At 69.1% G+C, this 17774-nt stretch carries 15 protein-coding genes and 1 tRNA gene; 10 read left to right on the top strand and 6 right to left on the bottom strand.

All coding sequences use genetic code 11. The annotated features are described in order from the left end of the window. Positions 1–71: 71 nt before the first annotated feature. Together DI526_RS10595 and DI526_RS10590 are read left to right on the top strand one after the other, a co-directional pair. Positions 72–2273, top strand: coding sequence for a 3-hydroxyacyl-CoA dehydrogenase NAD-binding domain-containing protein (locus DI526_RS10595; protein ID WP_304277396.1), 2202 nt, complete (start codon positions 72–74; stop codon positions 2271–2273). Between the two features lie 130 nt (positions 2274–2403). Beyond that, positions 2404–3045, top strand: coding sequence for a hypothetical protein (locus DI526_RS10590; RefSeq protein WP_304277394.1), 642 nt, complete (start codon positions 2404–2406; stop codon positions 3043–3045). A gap of 40 nt (positions 3046–3085) precedes the next feature. Here the strand turns inward: DI526_RS10590 and DI526_RS10585 are convergent, their stop codons facing one another. After that, a complete protein-coding gene (locus DI526_RS10585) occupies positions 3086–3385 on the bottom strand; it encodes a hypothetical protein (RefSeq protein WP_304277392.1) in 300 nt (99 codons plus the stop codon). A gap of 311 nt (positions 3386–3696) precedes the next feature. Between DI526_RS10585 and DI526_RS10580 the strand changes: the two genes are divergently transcribed. From DI526_RS10580 to DI526_RS10555, 6 genes are read left to right on the top strand one after another with little or no spacing between them, the layout of a single operon-like run. Next, on the top strand, positions 3697–5238 hold the full coding sequence (locus tag DI526_RS10580; protein WP_304277390.1) for a class I SAM-dependent DNA methyltransferase: 1542 nt from the start codon (positions 3697–3699) through the stop codon (positions 5236–5238). Next, entirely contained in the window at positions 5235–6410 is a 1176-nt protein-coding gene (locus DI526_RS10575; RefSeq protein WP_304277388.1) for a restriction endonuclease subunit S, read from the top strand. Before DI526_RS10580 ends, DI526_RS10575 begins: the two co-directional genes overlap by 4 nt. A gap of 3 nt (positions 6411–6413) precedes the next feature. Then, on the top strand, positions 6414–6947 hold the full coding sequence (locus tag DI526_RS10570; protein WP_304277386.1) for a hypothetical protein: 534 nt from the start codon (positions 6414–6416) through the stop codon (positions 6945–6947). A gap of 25 nt (positions 6948–6972) precedes the next feature. Then, complete coding sequence (locus DI526_RS10565) at positions 6973–7341, top strand: type II toxin-antitoxin system RelE/ParE family toxin (protein WP_304277384.1); 369 nt, start codon at positions 6973–6975, stop codon at positions 7339–7341. 18 nt (positions 7342–7359) lie between these two features. Beyond that, complete coding sequence (locus DI526_RS10560; protein ID WP_304277382.1) at positions 7360–7686, top strand: DNA-binding protein; 327 nt, start codon at positions 7360–7362, stop codon at positions 7684–7686. 25 nt (positions 7687–7711) lie between these two features. Next, on the top strand, positions 7712–11170 hold the full coding sequence (locus DI526_RS10555) for a DEAD/DEAH box helicase family protein (protein ID WP_304277380.1): 3459 nt from the start codon (positions 7712–7714) through the stop codon (positions 11168–11170). Between the two features lie 192 nt (positions 11171–11362). On the opposite strand, the gene DI526_RS10550 is transcribed toward DI526_RS10555, so the two are convergent. The 5 genes from DI526_RS10550 to hemC form a co-directional block, all read right to left on the bottom strand. Then, positions 11363–11438, bottom strand: a tRNA-Thr gene (locus DI526_RS10550). Positions 11439–11479: 41 nt separating this feature from the next. Further along, positions 11480–13015, bottom strand: a complete 1536-nt coding sequence (locus tag DI526_RS10545) for a heme biosynthesis protein HemY (RefSeq protein ID WP_304277378.1) — start codon at positions 13013–13015, stop codon at positions 11480–11482. Continuing rightward, a complete protein-coding gene (locus DI526_RS10540; protein ID WP_304277376.1) occupies positions 13012–13887 on the bottom strand; it encodes a COG4223 family protein in 876 nt (291 codons plus the stop codon). The genes DI526_RS10545 and DI526_RS10540 overlap by 4 nt, the downstream gene beginning before the upstream one ends. Positions 13888–13930: 43 nt before the next feature. Next, positions 13931–14617: a uroporphyrinogen-III synthase gene (locus DI526_RS10535; RefSeq protein WP_304277374.1), complete on the bottom strand. Its 687-nt coding sequence runs from the start codon at positions 14615–14617 to the stop codon at positions 13931–13933. A 3-nt stretch (positions 14618–14620) separates the two neighbouring features. Next, positions 14621–15589 (bottom strand): hydroxymethylbilane synthase, encoded by a 969-nt coding sequence (gene hemC / locus DI526_RS10530; protein ID WP_304277372.1) that lies wholly within the window; start codon positions 15587–15589, stop codon positions 14621–14623. A 71-nt stretch (positions 15590–15660) separates the two neighbouring features. Between hemC and tsaD the strand changes: the two genes are divergently transcribed. Continuing rightward, the gene (gene tsaD, locus DI526_RS10525; protein WP_304277370.1) at positions 15661–16764 is read left to right on the top strand and encodes a tRNA (adenosine(37)-N6)-threonylcarbamoyltransferase complex transferase subunit TsaD; all 1104 of its coding nucleotides are present in this window, start codon (positions 15661–15663) and stop codon (positions 16762–16764) included. After that, on the top strand, positions 16761–17759 hold the full coding sequence (locus tag DI526_RS10520; protein WP_304277368.1) for an NAD(P)H-dependent glycerol-3-phosphate dehydrogenase: 999 nt from the start codon (positions 16761–16763) through the stop codon (positions 17757–17759). Before tsaD ends, DI526_RS10520 begins: the two co-directional genes overlap by 4 nt. Positions 17760–17774 lie beyond the last annotated feature (15 nt).

Below are 17774 nucleotides of genomic sequence, written 5' to 3'. Positions count from 1 at the left end.
CATAGGCCGCGCTGCCCCCTCCGGTCCTCCGGACCACCTCCCCCGAAAGGGGAGGAGATGGAGAAACGAACATGGAAAACTTCAAGATCGAGGTCGATTCCGACGGCGTGGCCCTCGTCACCTTCGACGTGCCCGGCCGCTCGATGAACACCCTGACCGCTTCGGTCATCAAGGAAATCGGCGAGATCGTCGAACGCATCAAGACCGACGAGGCCATCAAGGGCGCGGTCATCACCTCGGGCAAGGCCAGCGGCTTCTGCGCCGGCGCGGACCTGGGTGAACTGGGCGGCAATGGCGGTCTGGGCGGCGGCTCGGCCGGCGGTGAAGCCGGCCTGAAGGCGGCGTTCGACGCCGGCTTCGCCCTGAACAAGGCCTTCCGCGCCCTGGAGACCTGCGGCAAGCCGGTCGCGGCGGCGATCAACGGCCTGGCCATGGGCGGCGGTCTCGAGATCTGCCTGGCCTGCCACTACCGCGTGGTCGGCGACAATCCGAAGACCCAGCTCGCCTTGCCGGAAGCCAAGGTCGGCCTGCTGCCAGGCGCCGGCGGCACCCAGCGCCTGCCGCGCCTGATGGGCGTGATGGCCGCCGCGCCGTACCTGCTGGAAGGCAAGTCGATGAAGCCGCAGGAGGCTCTCGCCCTGAAGGTCGTCCACGAGGTGGTCGCCCCGGGCTCGGAAGTCGAGGCGGCCAAGACCTGGGTCAAGACCAAGGGCGATCCCGTCGCACCGTGGGACAAGAAGGACTTCAAGCTGCCCGGCGGCGGTCCCTACACCCCGACCGGCAGCCAGGTCTTCGTCATGGGCAACGCCATGCTGCGCAAGCAGACCTACGGCAACTACCCGGCCCAGCTGAACATCCTGAAGGCGGTCTATGAGGGCACGCAGGTGCCGTTCGACGCGGCCATCCGCATCGAGACCCGCTATTTCCTGAAGACAATGATGTCGCCCCAGGCCAAGGGCATGATCCGCACCCTGTTCCTGTCCCTTCAGGAGCTGGGCAAGGGTTCGGGCCGTCCGGCCAATGTCCCGCCGTCGGAGGCCAAGAAGGTCGCCGTTCTGGGCGCGGGCATGATGGGCGCGGGCATCGCCTATGTCCAAGCCATGGCCGGCATCGAGACGGTCCTGATCGACCAGAGCCAAGAGGCCGCCGAAAAGGGCAAGGCCTACGCCGAGGGCCTGCTGAAGAAGGCCGTCTCGCGCGGGAAGATGACCCAGGAGAAGGCCGACAAGGTCCTCAGCCTGATCACCCCGACCACCGACTACGATCACGTCAAGGGCAGCGACCTCGTCATCGAGGCGGTGTTCGAGAACCGCGAGATCAAGGCCGACGTCACCAAGAAGGCCGAGGCCCAGCTGGCCGAGACCGCCATCTTCGGCTCCAACACCTCGACCCTGCCGATCACCGGCCTGTCGAAGGCCTCGGTGCGTCCGAAGAACTTCATCGGCATCCACTTCTTCTCGCCGGTCGACAAGATGGGTCTCGTCGAGATCATCATGGGCGAGGAGACGTCCGACGAGGCCCTGGCCAAGTCGATCGACTACGTCCTGAAGATCAAGAAGACGCCGATCGTCGTCAACGACAGCCGCGGCTTCTACACCAGCCGCTGCTTCGGCACCTTCGTGCAGGAAGGCCTTGAGATGCTGGCCGACGGCATCGCGCCGGCCATCATCGACAATGTCGGTCGCGCCACGGGCATGCCGCGCGGTCCGCTGGAGATGAACGACGATGTCGCTCTGGACCTTGGCTACAAGGTCACCCAGCAGACCAAGAAGGACCTCGGCGACAAGTTCGAGGATCGTCCGTTCGCCCCGATCATCGAGAAGATGGTGGTCGAGCTGCAGCGCTTCGGCCGCAAGAACGGCAAGGGCTTCTACGACTATCCGGAGAATGGCCCCAAGACCCTGTGGAAGGGCCTGTCGGACCTGGCTCCGGTGAAGATCGCCGAGGCCGACCAGGCGCTGATCCAGGAGATCCGCACCCGGCTGCTGTACCGCCAGGCCGTCGAAGCCGCCCGCTGCTTCGAGGAAGGCGTCATCACCGACCCGCGCGAAGCCGATGTCGGCGCGATCCTGGGCTGGGGCTTCGCGCCCTGGACCGGCGGCCCGATCAGCCTGATCGACGCCGTCGGCGCCAAGGCCTTCGTCGAGACCTGCGACGGCCTGGCCCAGAAGTACGGCAAGCGGTTCGCCCCGCCGGCCCTGCTGCGCGAGATGGCCGAGAAGGGCGAGACCTTCTACGGCCGCTTCGGCGCCAAGGCGAAGGCCGCGGCGTAAGGCTGAGCCTCAGACCTGAAACACGGAAAGGCCCGGCGGCGACGCCGGGCCTTTTTGTTGTCGCATAAGGCCACGCTTGCGCCGCATGGCGGGCCTAGGCAGATCCGGCGCCGCAGCGCCTGGAGACACCATGAGTACGGCGATCGCCATTGGAACCTGGCGCGCGCCCTCACGGAAGGCGCTGCGGCGCAACCTTGTCGCTTTGGGCCTGGTCCTCGGCGCTCACGCCTTCGTGCTGCTGGCCCTGGTGGCCGGCTCCCGCTGGTTGCCGGTCCTGGTCGAGCCGCCGATCATCGAGGCGCAGCTGGTCGAGGCGCCCGCCGCGACCCCGGCTGAGCCGGCGAAGCCTAAGCCGTCACCCTTGCGAAAGGTTCAGACGACGCGCTTCGCAACGGCGCCTTCCGCCAGCCAGCCCTCTCCCAAGGAAACGCCTGCGGGTCCGCCCGCCATCGTCGCCCCGCCGGGCTTCACCGCCCGCAGGCTGGTCGAGGAAAGCGACGAGACCCGCAAGAGCCTGCGCGACAGCCTCGGCTGCCGCCACGAGAAGGTCGCCGCCCTGACGCGGGCCGAGAAGCTCGCCTGCGCCGAGGCCGACGGCAAACGCGCCCTGACCGCCCCGATGTACGCCGCCATCGATCCCGACAAGAAGGCCGCCTTCGACGGCGACTGCAAGAAGGACGACGAATGGTGCCTCTACAGGGTCGGCAAGGGCCCCTATCCGGGCCTCTTCGCCATCGGCAAGAAAAAGAAGCGCAAGGGCTGGGACGATTAGGGCGAGCGGCTCAACCGCTCACCCTCAAGCCGACCGCGCTTTAGGCCTTGGACACGTCCATGCCCAGGGTCGGCCCGATGCCGTCGGGATGCTCGCCGAAATAGTTGTGGCTGGCCCGCGCCTTGGCCAGCGCCTCGAGCCGGTCGCGCAGGTCGTCGTCCAGCCGTAGCGTCGGCGCGTCCTCGGGATCGTCGTCCTCGGCGGCGGGAATCGAAGCGGCGATCACCTGACGCAGGCGCGAGGCGAACCGCTCGTCCTCCGCCGAACCGGCCTGCGGCGGCGCGTCCAGGAAGGCGATCACTTCTTCGAGCGCGGTTTCGTCGTCGACGATGTCTGGCATGGGCGTCTCCTTGCCCGCAAGAAACGGGCGCGCGCCGGCGCAGGTTCCGAGCCGGCGGCCACCCCGCAACGCTCAGCGCCTGACGATAGCGCATCGCGACGACAATCCTTCCCGTCATGGCGGGAAGCGCGCGGAAAGACGGTCCGGAATTGACCCGGCGCTCTCGACCCGCCAACAGGACGCCGTGGCCCGGACGCAAGACCGGCCAACGGGTACGGTGGCGCTTTCCGTGGGCGAAGCTCTGCTTTACCACCTGGAGAAGAGGCCTTGGCGCTGGCCGGCGCCAAGGGTTTAGTGCGGGGGAGCGTCTCATGCTGGTCGGCGATATCCGGAACCAGATCGACGGAATCTGGAATGACTTCTGGTCGGGCGGGGTTTCGAACCCGCTGAGCGTGATGGAGCAGCTGACCTATCTGCTGTTCATCCGCCGCCTGGACGAGCTGCAGACCGTCGAGGAGCTGAAGGCCCAGGCGACCAAGCAGCCTATTTCCCGACGCATCTTCCCCGAAGGCGTCGACGACGACGGCGAGCCCTACGACAACCTGCGCTGGTCGCGGTTCAAGGCGATGGAGGCGCGCGAGATGTTCCGCATCGTCGACCGCCACGTCTTCCCGTTCATCCGCGAGAAGGTCGCCGCCGAGAGCGCGGTGTCCCAGCACATGAAGGAGGCGCGGTTCGCCATCCCGACGCCGGCGCTGCTGGCGAAGGTCGTCGACAAGCTCGACCGGGTGCCGATGGACAATCGCGACACCAAGGGCGACGTCTACGAGTACATGCTGGGCAAGATCGCCAGCGCCGGCCAGAACGGCCAGTTCCGCACGCCGCGCCACATCATCAACCTGATGGTGGCCCTGATGCAGCCCAAGCCCAGGGAAGTCATCTGCGACCCCGCCGCCGGCACCTGCGGCTTCCTGGTCGGGGCGGGCGAGTATCTACGCGCTCATCACCCGGAAATCTTCCGCGACAAGGATCTGCGCGAGCACTTCCAGACCAAGGCGTTCCACGGCTTCGACTTCGACCCGACCATGCTGCGGATCGGCTCGATGAACATGATCCTGCACGGGGTCGACAGCCCGGTGATCGAGGCCCGCGACGCCCTGTCCGAGGACATCGCCGGCGAGAAGGACCGCTACGACCTGATCCTCGCCAACCCGCCGTTCGCCGGCTCGCTGGACTACGAGCAGACCGCCGTCGACCTGCAGCGGGTGGTCAAGACCCGCAAGACCGAGCTGCTGTTCCTGGCCCTGTTCCTGCGCCTGCTGAAGACCGGCGGGCGGGCGGCGGTGATCGTGCCCGACGGGGTGCTGTTCGGCTCGTCCAAGGCGCACAAGGAACTGCGCCGGATGATCGTCGAGGACCACAAGCTGGACGCGGTGATCTCGCTGCCGTCGGGCGTGTTCCGGCCCTATGCCGGGGTCTCGACCGCCATCCTGATCTTCACCAAGACCGGCGTCGGCGGCACCGACAAGGTCTGGTTCTACGACATGAAGGCCGACGGCTGGTCGCTGGACGACAAGCGCCAGCCCCTGCTGGCCGAAGACCGGCTGGGCGTCGCGCCCAGGACCCCGTTGACCGAGGCCGAGCACGACAAGAACAACCTGCCCGACGTCCTGGCGCGCTGGAGCCAGCGCGACGGCGCCGAGCGCGAGCGCTCGCGCACCGCCCAGAGCTTTACGGTCGACAAGGCCGCCATCGCCGCCGACGGGGCCTATGACCTGTCGATCAACCGCTACAAGGAAACCGTCCACGAGGCCGTCGAGCACCAGAGCCCGGCCGAGATCATCGCCGACCTCAAGCGCCTGGAGGCCGAGATCGCCGAGGGCCTGGCGAAGCTTGAGGAGATGGTGGGGTGAGCTGGCCTACTGTGCGCCTCGATGAATGCACCCGCGTCGTCGGCGGCGCGACACCGTCGACTTCCGTCACTGAAAACTGGGATGGCGAGATCAACTGGGCGACACCTAAGGATCTTAGCGACCTAGACTCGATCTACATCAGCCAGACCCCGCGCAAGATCACTGAAGTCGGTCTCAAAAGCTGCGCCGCGGAGGTGCTGCCTACCGGTTCCGTTCTGTTCAGCTCCAGGGCGCCTATCGGTCACGTTGCGATAACAACCGCGCCCATGGCCACGAACCAAGGTTTCAAGAGCTTCATTCCTAACACGACGCTTGTAACGGCCGGGTACCTTTACTGGTGGCTCAAGGCTAACAGGCGCTTTCTTGAAGGCCTGGGAAATGGCGCAACCTTTAAGGAGGTTTCGAAGGCCGTTGTTTCCCGCGTCCAAATCCCCCTCCCGCCGCTCGACGAACAGCGGCGGATCGCGGCGATCCTCGACCAAGCCGACGCCCTGCGCCGCAAGCGGCGGGACCACGCGTCGCGTATAGCGGCACTGGTGAGTGCAAAATTCCAAGCGATGTTCGGCGATCCCATTGGAACCAAGCTCCTGCACCCGGCAGTGGAGCTTGCGTCACTGATAGACCCCAGCAGGCCAATAACTTACGGCATTCTGAAACCGGGACCCGACCTACCCAACGGCGTGCCTTATGTGCGCGTTGTGGATATCAAAGACGGGCGAGTACTTACTGATCAGCTGCGCTGCACGAGTCCAGAAATCGCACATCAATACCGGCGCTCCACGTTGCGCACTGGAGATGTGTTGATGAGTATTCGGGGCCATGTCGGCAGAATGGCGCTCGTGCCCCCGGAGGCCGCCGGAGCCAACATCACACAAGATACCGCGCGCTTAGCTATTGTTGGCGCAAATCCGATTTTTGTCCGCGCTTTAATGGAACATCCGCTTAGCAAGAGATGGATGGCTGAAAGGACTCGAGGGATCGCCGTCCAGGGGATTAACCTCGGTGACCTGAAGAAATTCCCCGTCTTGGTCCCTCCGAAGCGGGAGCAAGACAACTTCGCTGAGTTTTACAAAGAAGTTCAACTCAACCGCAGCGCCGGAGATATCCAGCTCGCCCACCTCGACGCCCTCTTCGCCTCGCTCCAGCACCGCGCGTTCCGGGGAGAGCTCTGAGCCATGGCGCCCGCCACCCACGTCCTGACCCTGCCCGGCCCGATGCTGCGCCGGGGGTTCTGGCTGTATGTGTGGCGGGTCGAGACGCCGGCGGGCGAGCTGCTGTACGTCGGGCGCACCGGCGACAATTCCAGCCCGCACGCCAGCGCGCCCTATACCCGCATGGGCCAGCATCTGGGCTCGGTCGCCACCCAGAACGCCCTGCGCAGGCATCTCGAAAAGCGCGGCCTGCCCCTGGAGGCCTGCGACTTCCACCTGGTCAGCCACGGCCCGCTCTATGACGAGGTCGCCAAGGCGGACGGCGCGACCCGCGCGGCGCTGATGGCGGCGCACACGCCCCGGCGCGACATCGTCGGGGCCATGGAAAAGGCCCTGGCCGAGGGCCTGTCCGCCGCGGGCTACGCCGTGGTGAACACCGTCCACTGCAAGTGGCGGCTCGACGCCGCGCTCTGGGCGCCGGTCCGCGCGGCCTTCGCCGAGCACTTTCCCGAACTGAACGCCATTCCGCCCCCCCTGACCGCTCGTCATCGCGCTTGACATTTGGTAACGCAAACGGCACCAATTGATCCGGATCGAAGAATATCAGGACAGCGCCCAACGCAGTCCGTTCGGCGCCTGGTTCGATGGGCTGGATTCGACGGCGGCGGCGATCATCACCGTGGCGCTGACGCGACTGGCCGACGGCAACACCTCGCGCGTCGAGCCGATTGGCGAGGGCGCGGCGGAGATCAAGATCGACCGGGGACCCGGCTACCGGATCTATTTCGGCTGGGACGGCAAGACCCTGGTGATCCTGCTGGGCGGCGGAACCAAGCAGCGCCAGCAACGCGACATCGACGCGGCCCTGGCGTGCTGGCGTGACTACAAGGCGCGGAAGGCGGCCCTCGTCGCCGGCCCCGATACGACGAAGAAAAAGAAGAAGAACAAGTAGAAGACCCTGGAGAGACTCATGGCCCTGACCCGCGATTTCAAGGCGACCGTTCGCGCCCGCGCCGAACGCGATCTGGCCTTTCGCCAGGCCCTGTTTCAGGAGGCGGTGCAGTGCCTGCTGGAGGGCGACACCGACGGCGGCCGCTCGGTGTTGCGCGACTACATCAACGCCACCATCGGCTTTGACGCCTTGGCCGAGACCACCAAGACCCCGCCCAAGAGCCTGATGCGGATGTTCGGCCCCAAGGGTAACCCCACCGCCGACAATCTGTTCGGGGTGATCGGCGTGCTGCAGGAAAAGACCGGCGTGCACCTGGAAGTTCGCGCCCAGGCGGTTGTAGCTTGAGCATCAACCTGGGCGGGGGAGCCGGATGACCTCACAATTCGCCTTCCTCGCGCCGGAGTTTGCCGAAGTCCATGCGCTTGCGGCGCGGGTCGAGAGCCTGGCGCGCACCGACGCGCGGGGGGCCTGCTTCTACGCCCGCCTGACCCTGGAGACGATCGTCGACTGGCTGTACCGCCACGACGCCAGCCTGAGGTCGCCTTATGAGCGCACCCTGGCGGCGCGGATCCACGAGCCGACGTTCAAGGCGCTGGTGGGTCCGGCGCTGGTGGCCAAGGCGAGCATCCTGAAGGATTTCGGGAACAAGGCGGCGCATGAGTCGCGCGCCACGCCCGCGTCGAACGGGGTGGCGGCGGCGCGCGAGCTGTTCCACGTCTGCTACTGGCTGGTCCGCACCTATGGCCGGGGCGCCAAGCCGGACGGGTCGATCGCCTTCTCGGCCGACGCCCTGCCGCTGAACCGCGCCGTGCCCGCCCAGCGCCTGGAGCAGCTGAACGCCGCCGCCGAGCGCTTCGTCGAGGCGGTCAAGGCGCGCGAGGCCGCCGAGGCCCGGGCGCGGGCCAGCGAGGAGGGGCGGCTGGCCCTCGAGGCGGAAAACGCCGCGCTTCGCGCCGCGGCCGCCGCCGCCAAGGCGCAGAACAGCGCCCGGCCCGACCCTCACGACTATGGCGAAGCCGAGACCCGCGACCTCTTCATCGACAAGCTGCTGCGCGAGGCCGGCTGGTCGGTGGAGGCCGGCAATCTGGCCCTGGAGGTCGAGGTCGCCGGGATGCCCAACGGGCCGGGCGTCGGCTTCGTCGACTACGTGCTGCGCGGCGACGACGGCAAGCCCCTGGCGGTGGTCGAGGCCAAGCGCACCCGCAAGGACGCCCGCGTCGGCCAGCGCCAGGCCGAACTCTACGCCGACTGCCTGGAAGCGGAAACGGGCCAGCGCCCGATCATCTTCTACACCAACGGCTACGAGCACTGGATCTGGGACGACCTGCGCTATCCGCCGCGTCCCGTCGCCGGCTTCCTGACCAAGGACGAGCTGGCGCTGGCGATCCGCCGCCGCGCCAGCCTGCGCCGTCTGGCCGACAGCCCGATCGATGGCGAGATCGCCGACCGCTACTACCAGACGCGGGCGATCCGGCGGGTGGCCGAGACCTTCGAGGTCGACAGGCAGCGCCGCGCCCTGCTGGTCATGGCGACGGGCTCGGGCAAGACGCGGACGGTCATCGCCCTGGCCGACCTTCTGATGAAGGCCAACTGGGCGCGGCGGATTCTGTTCCTGGCCGACCGGCGGGCGCTGGTGAACCAGGCCGCCGCCGCCTTCAAGAAATTCCTGCCTTCGTCCGCGCCGGTCAATCTGATGAGCGATCGGGAGTCGACCGGGCGGGTCTATGTCTCGACCTATCCGACGATGATGGGGCTGATCGACGGCAAGGACGACAGCGAGGCGCGGCGCTTTGGCCCCGGTCACTTCGACCTGATCATCGTCGACGAGGCCCACCGCTCGGTCTACCGCAAGTACGGCGCGATCTTCGACTATTTCGACAGCCTGCTGGTCGGGCTGACGGCGACCCCCAAGGACGAGATCGACCGCGACACCTACCGGCTGTTCAACCTGCAAAGCGGGGTTCCGACCGACGCCTATGGCCTGGATGAGGCCGTCGGCGACAAGTATCTCGTGCCGCCCAGGGCGATCTCGGTGCCGCTTCGCTTCGAGCGGCAGGGCATCCGCTACGACGACCTCTCCGACGACGAGAAGGAAGCCTGGGACGCCGTCGAATGGGACGAAGACGGCAATGTGCCGGCGATCGTCGAGCCCGCCGCCGTCAACAAGTGGTTGTTCAACGCCGACACCGTCGACAAGGTGCTGGAACACCTGATGACGCACGGCCAGCGCGTCGCCGACGGCGACCGGCTGGGCAAGACCATCATCTTCGCCAAGAACCAGGACCATGCGCGCTTCATCGTCGAGCGCTTCGATCTGGCCTATCCCGCGCTGGCGGGCAGCTTCGCGCGGGTGGTGATCTCCAGCGATCCCTATGCGCAGACCCTGATCGACGACTTCTCCCAGGCCGACAAGGCCCCGCATATCGCCGTCTCGGTCGACATGCTGGACACCGGCATCGACGTGCCGGAGGTGGTGAACCTCGTCTTCTTCAAGATCGTGCGGTCCAAGGCCAAGTTCTGGCAGATGGTGGGACGCGGAACGCGTCTGTGCCCCGACCTCTTTGGCCCTGGGCAGGACAAGGCGTTCTTCACGATCTTCGACTTCTGCCAGAACCTGGAGTTCTTCAACCAGAACCCGAATGTCACGGACGGCGCGATCGGCGCCTCGCTGAGCGAGCGGCTATTCGCCAGCCGCGTCGAGCTGATCGGCGCATTGGACGGCCTGCCCCGGCCCACGCCGCCCGGGGTTTTCCCGGAGGGGCGAACCGATGTCTCCGGCGTAGCCGAAGGCGACCCAGGCCATGACGAAGCGCAGGCGCTGCGCGACGACCTGGCCGAAGGGCTGCGCGAGATCGTCCAGGGCATGAGCCTGGACAACTTCCTGGTCCGGCCTAGGCGGCGCCTGGTCGAGAAGTACGCCGCCGCGGAGGCATGGCGCCGGCTAGGCCTCGACGACCAAGCCGAGCTGACCCATCAGATCGCGGCGCTTCCCAGCAGCGTCACCGACGATGACGTGGCGGCCAAGCAGTTCGACCTTCTCGTGCTGCGCGCCCAGCTGGCGCTTCTTCGCACGGAAGCCAGCTTCCAGGGGCTGCGGGAAAAGATCGTCGGCCTGGCGGGCCTGCTCGAGGAGAAGCGCACCATTCCCATGGTCGCCCATGAGATGGCGCTGATCCTCGAGATCCAGTCCGACGACTATTGGCAAGACGTCACCGTCCCCATGCTGGAGACGTTGCGGCGTCGCCTGCGCGGCCTGATCAAGCTGATCGAGGCGAAACCCCGCGCGATCGTCCGGACCGACTTCGAGGACGAGATCGGCGTCGGGACCGAGATCGAGCTGAAGGGAACCCATGTCGGCGCCGACATGGAACGCTTCCGGCGAAAGGCTCAGCATTTCCTTCAGGAGAACGCCAACCACATCGCGGTGCTGAAGCTCCGCCGGAACGAGCCGCTCACCGCGACCGATCTCGCCGAGCTCGAGCGGATATTTGTGCACGCCGGTGTCGCGGAGCCGGATGATATCGAGCGGGTTCGCGCGGAAGGCGGCCTGGGGCTCTTCGTCCGCTCGCTGGTCGGCCTCGATCGCGAGGCGGCGAATTCCGCGTTTGCGAGCTTCATGGCGGGCCGAAACCTCTCCGCCAGCCAGATCGAGTTTCTGAACATGGTCATCACCCACCTGACCGAGCGGGGCCAGATGGAGCCCTGGCTGCTTTACGAAAGCCCGTTCACGGACTTCAATCCACTGGGCGTCGCGGGACTTTTCAGCTTGGACGACACCAATGCTGTGATCGACATCCTGGAGACCGTAAAGGCGCGCGCCGCCGCATAGTTCGTTGAGGCTGTAGGACCCGATTCAAGAGTCCGAGCTGAACACGTTCAGGCGCGCAGGCCGCGCGGCGGCGCACGTGTCTGTGGGCAAGATCACTGTCGCGCGGTGTTTCCACCTTGGTTCCACGCTCGACCCAGGCGCTGTGACCCGACCGAAGCCGGCTCTAAAATATGCTGATTTTATTGAGGAAAGTGGTGCCGCCTAGGTGACTCGAACACCTGACCTACGCATTACGAATGCGCCGCTCTACCGGCTGAGCTAAGGCGGCCCACGGGCGCTTCGGGGATGGTCCCGAAGCGGAGGGAGCGCCTATTTAGCGGGGCGCGAGCCGCTTGCCAAGCGCCGTCTTGCACCAGAATTGCGACGCGGCGCCGGAGCGGGTTCCGGCGGGTCCGGAAGCGGGAGCGCGTCGAACACGCCGGGGTCGTCGGGAATGGGCATCAGGGCCCCGCCCGTCTCGGCCGCGCGGATGAACGGCGTCGATTCGACATAAGCCGACGGGACCTCCGGCAGATCGTTCATCGTGCGCTCGCGCCGCTCGTGGCGCGGGTGGATCAGCTGGCCGGTCTCGGCGTAGCTGACGGCGAGGCGAGCCCAGTCCTCGCGCTGGTAGGCGAAGGCGCGGCCTTCGGGGTCGAGATCCGACCAGTCAGGCTCGCGGGGCGCGTCGATCCCGCGGGCGATCCAGGCGCGGGCCTCGTCGGCCTGGCCGTTGGCGGCGGCGACGCGGGCCATCAGGCCGGCGAAGCGGGCGGTGGGCGCGGTGTCGTCGAGCAGGCGGGCCGCCGCGCGCGCCGCGATCGGGTCGCCGCCGATCAGGGCCGCCTCGACACGCAGGATCAGGCTCTCGCGCACCTCGGGACGCAGCGCCGCCAGGGCCGCGAGCCGCTGGGCGCGGGCCTTCGGCGTCTCGTTGGTCTTCAGGTCGCGATAGGCCAGCCACAGGGCCGGATGCGGCTGGGCCTTCCAGGCCGTCTCGATCAGCTGGCCGGCCTTGGCGGTCTTGCCCTCGTCGGCCAGCAGGCGCGCGGCCATGATCACGCCCGGGGCGAAATCGGGCTTGAGCTTGACCGACTGGTTGGCGAAGTCCAGCGCCTGGGCGCGGGCCTTGGGGTCCGGCGACTCTTCGAGGCTGGCGGCCGAGGCGGCCAGCAGGGCCGCGCGGCTGCGCTCGGCCACGACGGGCGAGACGATCTTGCGCTCCAGGCCGCCCTGGACCAGCTGCAGGGCCGCGGCCCAGTCCCCGACCTCCAGACGCGCCTCCAGAAGCGCGCTCCAGGCCCAGCGGGCGGTGCGCGCCAAGCCGTAGGCGGTCTCGGCGTAACGCAGGGCCGCGACCTTGTCGCCGTCCGCCAGGGCCGCCTGCATCAGGCCGCGCAGGCCGGCCAGGCGCATCTCGGGAAAGCCCAGCATGGCGTTGTAGGCGCTGGCCGCCGCGCCGCGATCGCCCGCGGCTTCCGCCGCCTGGGCAGCCAGGACCCGGACGAGGCCGGGAGCGTCCTCGGCCAGTTCGGCGGACTTCTGGGCCAGGCGCCGGGCTTCCGAGCCGTCGCCGGCCGCCACGGCCAGGAAGCCGCGCGTCAGGGCTTCGATCGCCTGCTTGCGCTTGGCCTCGGCGCGGGCGCGGGCGGCGCGGCGCGGCGCCTCGACGATCCAGATCACGCCGCGCCAAAGCAGGGTGAACGCCAAGGCGAGGAACAGGGTCAGCAAGGCCGCCGCGGCGGCGGTCATCTCGATCCGCCAACCCATCCATTCCAGCGAGGCCCGGCCGGGCTCCCCGGTCAAAGCCAGGACGCTGACCGCCACCGAGGCGACCAGGAAGAGGGCGAAGAGGACGCGGGTCATGGGGTCGCTCGCGCGATTCGCGACAGCGCGGACAAGGCGTCGGTCCGGATCGAGGCCACCCGGCGGTCGATTTCGATCCGGCGGTTGGCCGCGGCGAACCACGGGGCCAGCACCTCGCGCGACGGCTCTGGCAGCGCTTCCAGCGCCGCGAGGGCGCCCTCGACGTCGCCCTCGTCCAGCAGCAGCTGGGCGCGGGCCAGGATGGCGTCCGGCGTGGAGCCCTTGGTGGAGCCGACGTGGCGGATGGAGACGATGCTGGACAGGGCGTAGCGGAGGCGCGCGAACAGGTCGGCGTCAGCCCCCGGATTGCGCGCGGCGCTGGCGGCCCGGCCGGCGAGATTGGCGAACTGCGCGGCCAGGCCCGCCCGGGTCGGGGCGCCCAGGCGAGCCAGCAGCTCAAGGCCCGTCAGGCCCGGCGAGGCGGGCAGGACGCGCTGCAGCCCCGCCAGCGTCTCGGCGAACGGCCGCGCTCCGTCGGCGGCCTCGGCCAGGGCCGACACCGCCAAGGCGGCGGCGGCGGCGTCCGCCACGGCCTGCTGGCCGGTCTCCAAGGCGACGACGCGGCCGTCCAGCCTGGCCACATCCTCGGCAGGCGCGGCCGGAACGACAGCGAGCGCCGCCTCGGGGGCGGGCGTCGGCGGGGCCGTTTCGACGATAGGCTTGGGGTTGGGGGCCGCCGAGATCGGGGCGCTCGGCGCCGATCGCGCCGGAAGCAGCGTCGGTCCGAACCAGGCCACCGCCGCGCCCAGCAAGGCGCAGAGCAGGCAGAGAAACAGCCAGATCCACACGCCAGGGCCCATCACCCTCTTGCGCGCGTACAGCGCCGGATCGCTGGGAGCGACGATTTCAGCGGGATCGGGAGCGGCGTTCATGCGCCATTCGTGCCCCAGCCCGACGCGCCGCGCAACGTCGTGCTTAAGCTGTAAGCAGGGCCAGCAGCGCGGTTTCGTCCGGACGCGGCGCGCAGGCCACAGAACTCGGGCTTTCCAACGGTGGAAGCCCGGCGGCGACCGCCGGCGACAGGCAGAGGGCGCGGAGGGCGCGAACGGGGCGGCGACTCGCGATGTCCGCCAGCTGTCGAGCCGCGCGCGGCGAATGCAGCAGCACGGTCAGCGGCTGGGCGAGCAGGGCCAGCGTGGCCTCGGACGGCGCGCGCGCCACCGTCTCATAGACCGCCACGCCTCGCGCGGCCACGCCCGCTCCGTTCAAGACGCCGACGAGGTCGCCCGCCGGCTCACGCGCTCCCGCCCAGAGCACGCAGGCCGGTCGGGTCGCGAGGATCAGGTTCGCAAGATCGGTGACATCGCCATTGGCGTCGGCCACCCGCCCAAAGCCCGCCTCGCCGGCCGCGGCGGCCGTCGCGCGGCCAACCGTGAAGACCGGCAGGTCACGCGCCTCCGACAGCGCCGAGAACGCCCGCACTCCGTTGACGCTGGTGAAGGCCAGGGCCGTCACGCCCGAAAGCTCGATGGGCGCCGCGATCGGCGCGATCTCCAAAAGCGGGTCGACGATCGGCAGGAAGCCCAGGGCCGCGACCTTGGCGGCGGTGGCCTCGGCGCCGGGCCGGGCGCGGGTGATCCAGACCGGCGCGCCCTGGCCCATGCCCTATTCCGGCAGCAGGATGGCGTCGCCGCCTTCGGCGCGCACCTCGCCGCCCAGCTTGAGGCCAAGGGCGAGGGCCTCGCCGGCGTCGTCCGCGCCTGACAGCGTGGTCTCGCCGTGGCGGCGGAAGCGCTGGGACCCGTTGGGGGTCAGAGCTTCGACGACCATCGACAGCCGCGCGCCATCCAGGATCGCGCGGGCGCCGATGGCGGTGCGGCAAGAGCCTTCCAGGGCCAGCAACGCCCCGCGCTCGGCGGCGACGGCGATCGTGGTCGGACGACAGCGGACAGCGTCGAGCCACGGCGCGCCGACATCCTCGGCCCGCGTCTCGATGACCAGGGCGCCCTGGCCCGGCGCCGGCGGACAGGCGTCGGGATCGATCCAGCTCTTGGTCACGTGGCCAAGGCCCAGACGGTTCAGGCCCGACTGGGCCAGCAGGATGGCGTCAGCCTCGCCGCGCTCCAGCTTGGCCAGGCGGGTGTCGACATTGCCGCGCAGCATGACGATCTCGAGGTCCGGGCGGACGTGCAGCGCCTGGGCTTGGCGGCGTAGCGAGGCGGTGCCGAGGCGCGCGCCCTTGGGCAGATCCTCAAGCCGCTCGCAGATGTGACTGATGAAGGCGTCGCGGGGATCTTCCCGTTCGGGCGTGGCGGCCAGGACGAGGCCCGGCGGCAGCTCGGCCGGCATGTCCTTCAGCGAATGGACCGCGCAGTCGATGCGGCCGTCCAGCAGGGCTTCCTCGATCTCCTTGGTGAAGAGGCCCTTGCCGCCGATCTCCATGAGACGACGGTCCTGGATGCGGTCGCCGCTGGTGACGATCGGGATCAGCGGGGCGACGGCCTCGATCTCGTCCTTGGAAGCGCCGGCGGGCGCGCCCAGGGCGGCGGCGATACGGGCCTGCATCAGCCCAGATTGCGCCAGCGAGAGCTTGGAGCCGCGCGCGCCGATGCGGATGGGAGGTTGCCGGGACACGGTCGGAACGTTACCTGCGGATGCGAAATTCATCCTCGCTGCTACAGGAGCGGCGAAAGGCCCGCAACCGAATGACCACCCTTAAGCCCTCGGGGCTCACGATCCTCGGCCTGGAGACCAGCTGCGACGAGACCGCGGCGTCCGTCGTGCGCCGCGCCGAGGACGGAACGGTCGAGGTCCTGTCGTCGATCATCGGCACCCAGTTCGAGCAGCACGCGCCGTTCGGCGGGGTCGTGCCGGAGCTCGCGGCCCGGGCCCATGTCGAGTCGATCGACGCCATCGCGGCCGAGGCCATGCGGGCGGCGGGCCTGGATTTCGACGCGCTGGACGGGGTGGCGGCCACGGCCGGCCCCGGCCTGGTCGGCGGGGTCATGGTCGGCCTGGCGTTCGGCAAGGCCGTCTCCCTGGCGCGCGACGTGCCGCTGGTGGCCGTCAACCACCTGGAAGGCCACGCCGTCTCGGCCCGCCTGGGCGCGGACGTCGCCTATCCGTTCCTGCTGCTGCTGGTGTCCGGCGGGCACTGCCAGCTACTGGAGGTCGCCGGGGTCGGGGCCTGCAAGCGCCTAGGCACCACGATCGACGACGCCGCCGGCGAGGCCTTCGACAAGATCGGCAAGAGCCTGGGCCTGCCCTATCCCGGCGGTCCGGCCCTGGAGAAGCTGGCCGTCGGCGGAAACCCCGATCGCTACCCGCTGCCGCGCGCCCTCTTGGGCCGCAAGGACTGCGACTTCTCGTTCTCGGGCCTTAAGACCGCCGCCGCGCGGATCGCCGAGACCCTGACCACCGACGAGGAGCGCCGCGATCTCGCCGCCGGCGTCCAGGCCGCCATCGCCCGGCAGCTGTCGGAGCGGGTCGATCGCGCCATGAAGCTCTACAAGGAAAGTCACGGGCCGGAGGATCTGCGCTTCGTCGTCGCCGGCGGCGTGGCCGCCAACGGCGCGGTGCGCGCGGCCCTGCTGGCCCATTGCGAGAAGAACGGCTTCAGCTTCGCCGCCCCGCCCCTGGCCTACTGCACCGACAACGCCGCCATGATCGCCCTGGCCGGCGCCGAGCGCCTGGCCCTGGGCCTCTCCGACGACCTCGACGCCGTCGCCCGTCCGCGCTGGCCGCTCGACGAGGCCGCCGCGCTCGCCAACCCCGCCAACGCTTACGGCCGCAAGGGAGCCAAGGCATGACCTTCCACCATGCGGGCGTGATCGGCGCCGGCGCCTGGGGCACCGCCCTGGCCCAGGTCTGCGCGAGGGCCGGACTGCGGGTCACCCTGCAGGCGCGCGAGACCGAGGTCGTGGCCTCGATCAACGAAGGTCACGAGAACGCCCTGTTCCTGCCCGGCGTAGCGCTGGAGCCGACGATCCACGCCGCCTCGGCCATGGCGGACCTGGCCGCCTGCGACCTAATCCTGGCCGTGGCGCCCGCCCAGCACCTGCGCTCGGCCCTGGCCGCCCTGGCCCCGCACTTGAAGCCCGACGTTCCGGTCGTGCTGTGCGCCAAGGGCGTCGAGCAGGGCTCGCTGAAGCTGATGACCGAGGTCGCGATCGAGACGGTCTCCGGCGCGCCGATCGCGGTGCTGTCGGGCCCCAGCTTCGCCGGCGAGGTCGCCCGGGGCTTGCCGACCGCCGTCACCCTGGCCTGCGACGACGAAGCCCTGGCCCGCGCCATCGCCCACGCGATCGCCACCCCGACCTTCCGGCCCTATGTGGCGAACGACATGATCGGGGCCGAGGCCGGCGGGGCGGTGAAGAACGTCCTGGCCATCGCCTGCGGCGTCGTCGAGGGCAAGGGCCTGGGCCGCAGCGCCCACGCCTCGGTGATCACCCGCGGCTTCGCCGAACTGACCCGCTTCGCCGTCGCCCTGGGGGCTCGCGCCGAGACCCTGAACGGCCTGTGCGGCCTGGGCGATTTGGTCCTGACCTGCTCCAGCCCGCAGTCGCGGAACATGAGCGTCGGCCTGGCCTTGGGCCAGGGCCTGACCCTGGAGCAGGCCCTGGCCGGCAAGCTGTCGGTGGCCGAAGGCGTCGCCTCGGCCCCGGCCGTCCGCGCCCTGGCCCGCAAGCTGGGCGTCGAGGTCCCGATCTGCGAGGCGGTCGCCGCCATCCTCGACGGCGAGCTGGCGGTCGACGCCGCCATCGCCGCCCTGCTGGCCCGCCCTCTGAAATCCGAAGGCTTCTAGTTTCTCAAAAAGGAT

This window comes from Caulobacter segnis (assembly GCF_003243465.1).
Classification (GTDB): domain Bacteria; phylum Pseudomonadota; class Alphaproteobacteria; order Caulobacterales; family Caulobacteraceae; genus Caulobacter; species Caulobacter segnis_A.
Note: the sequence above shows the minus strand (reverse complement) of the source record. Positions and strands in the feature narration are given on the sequence as shown.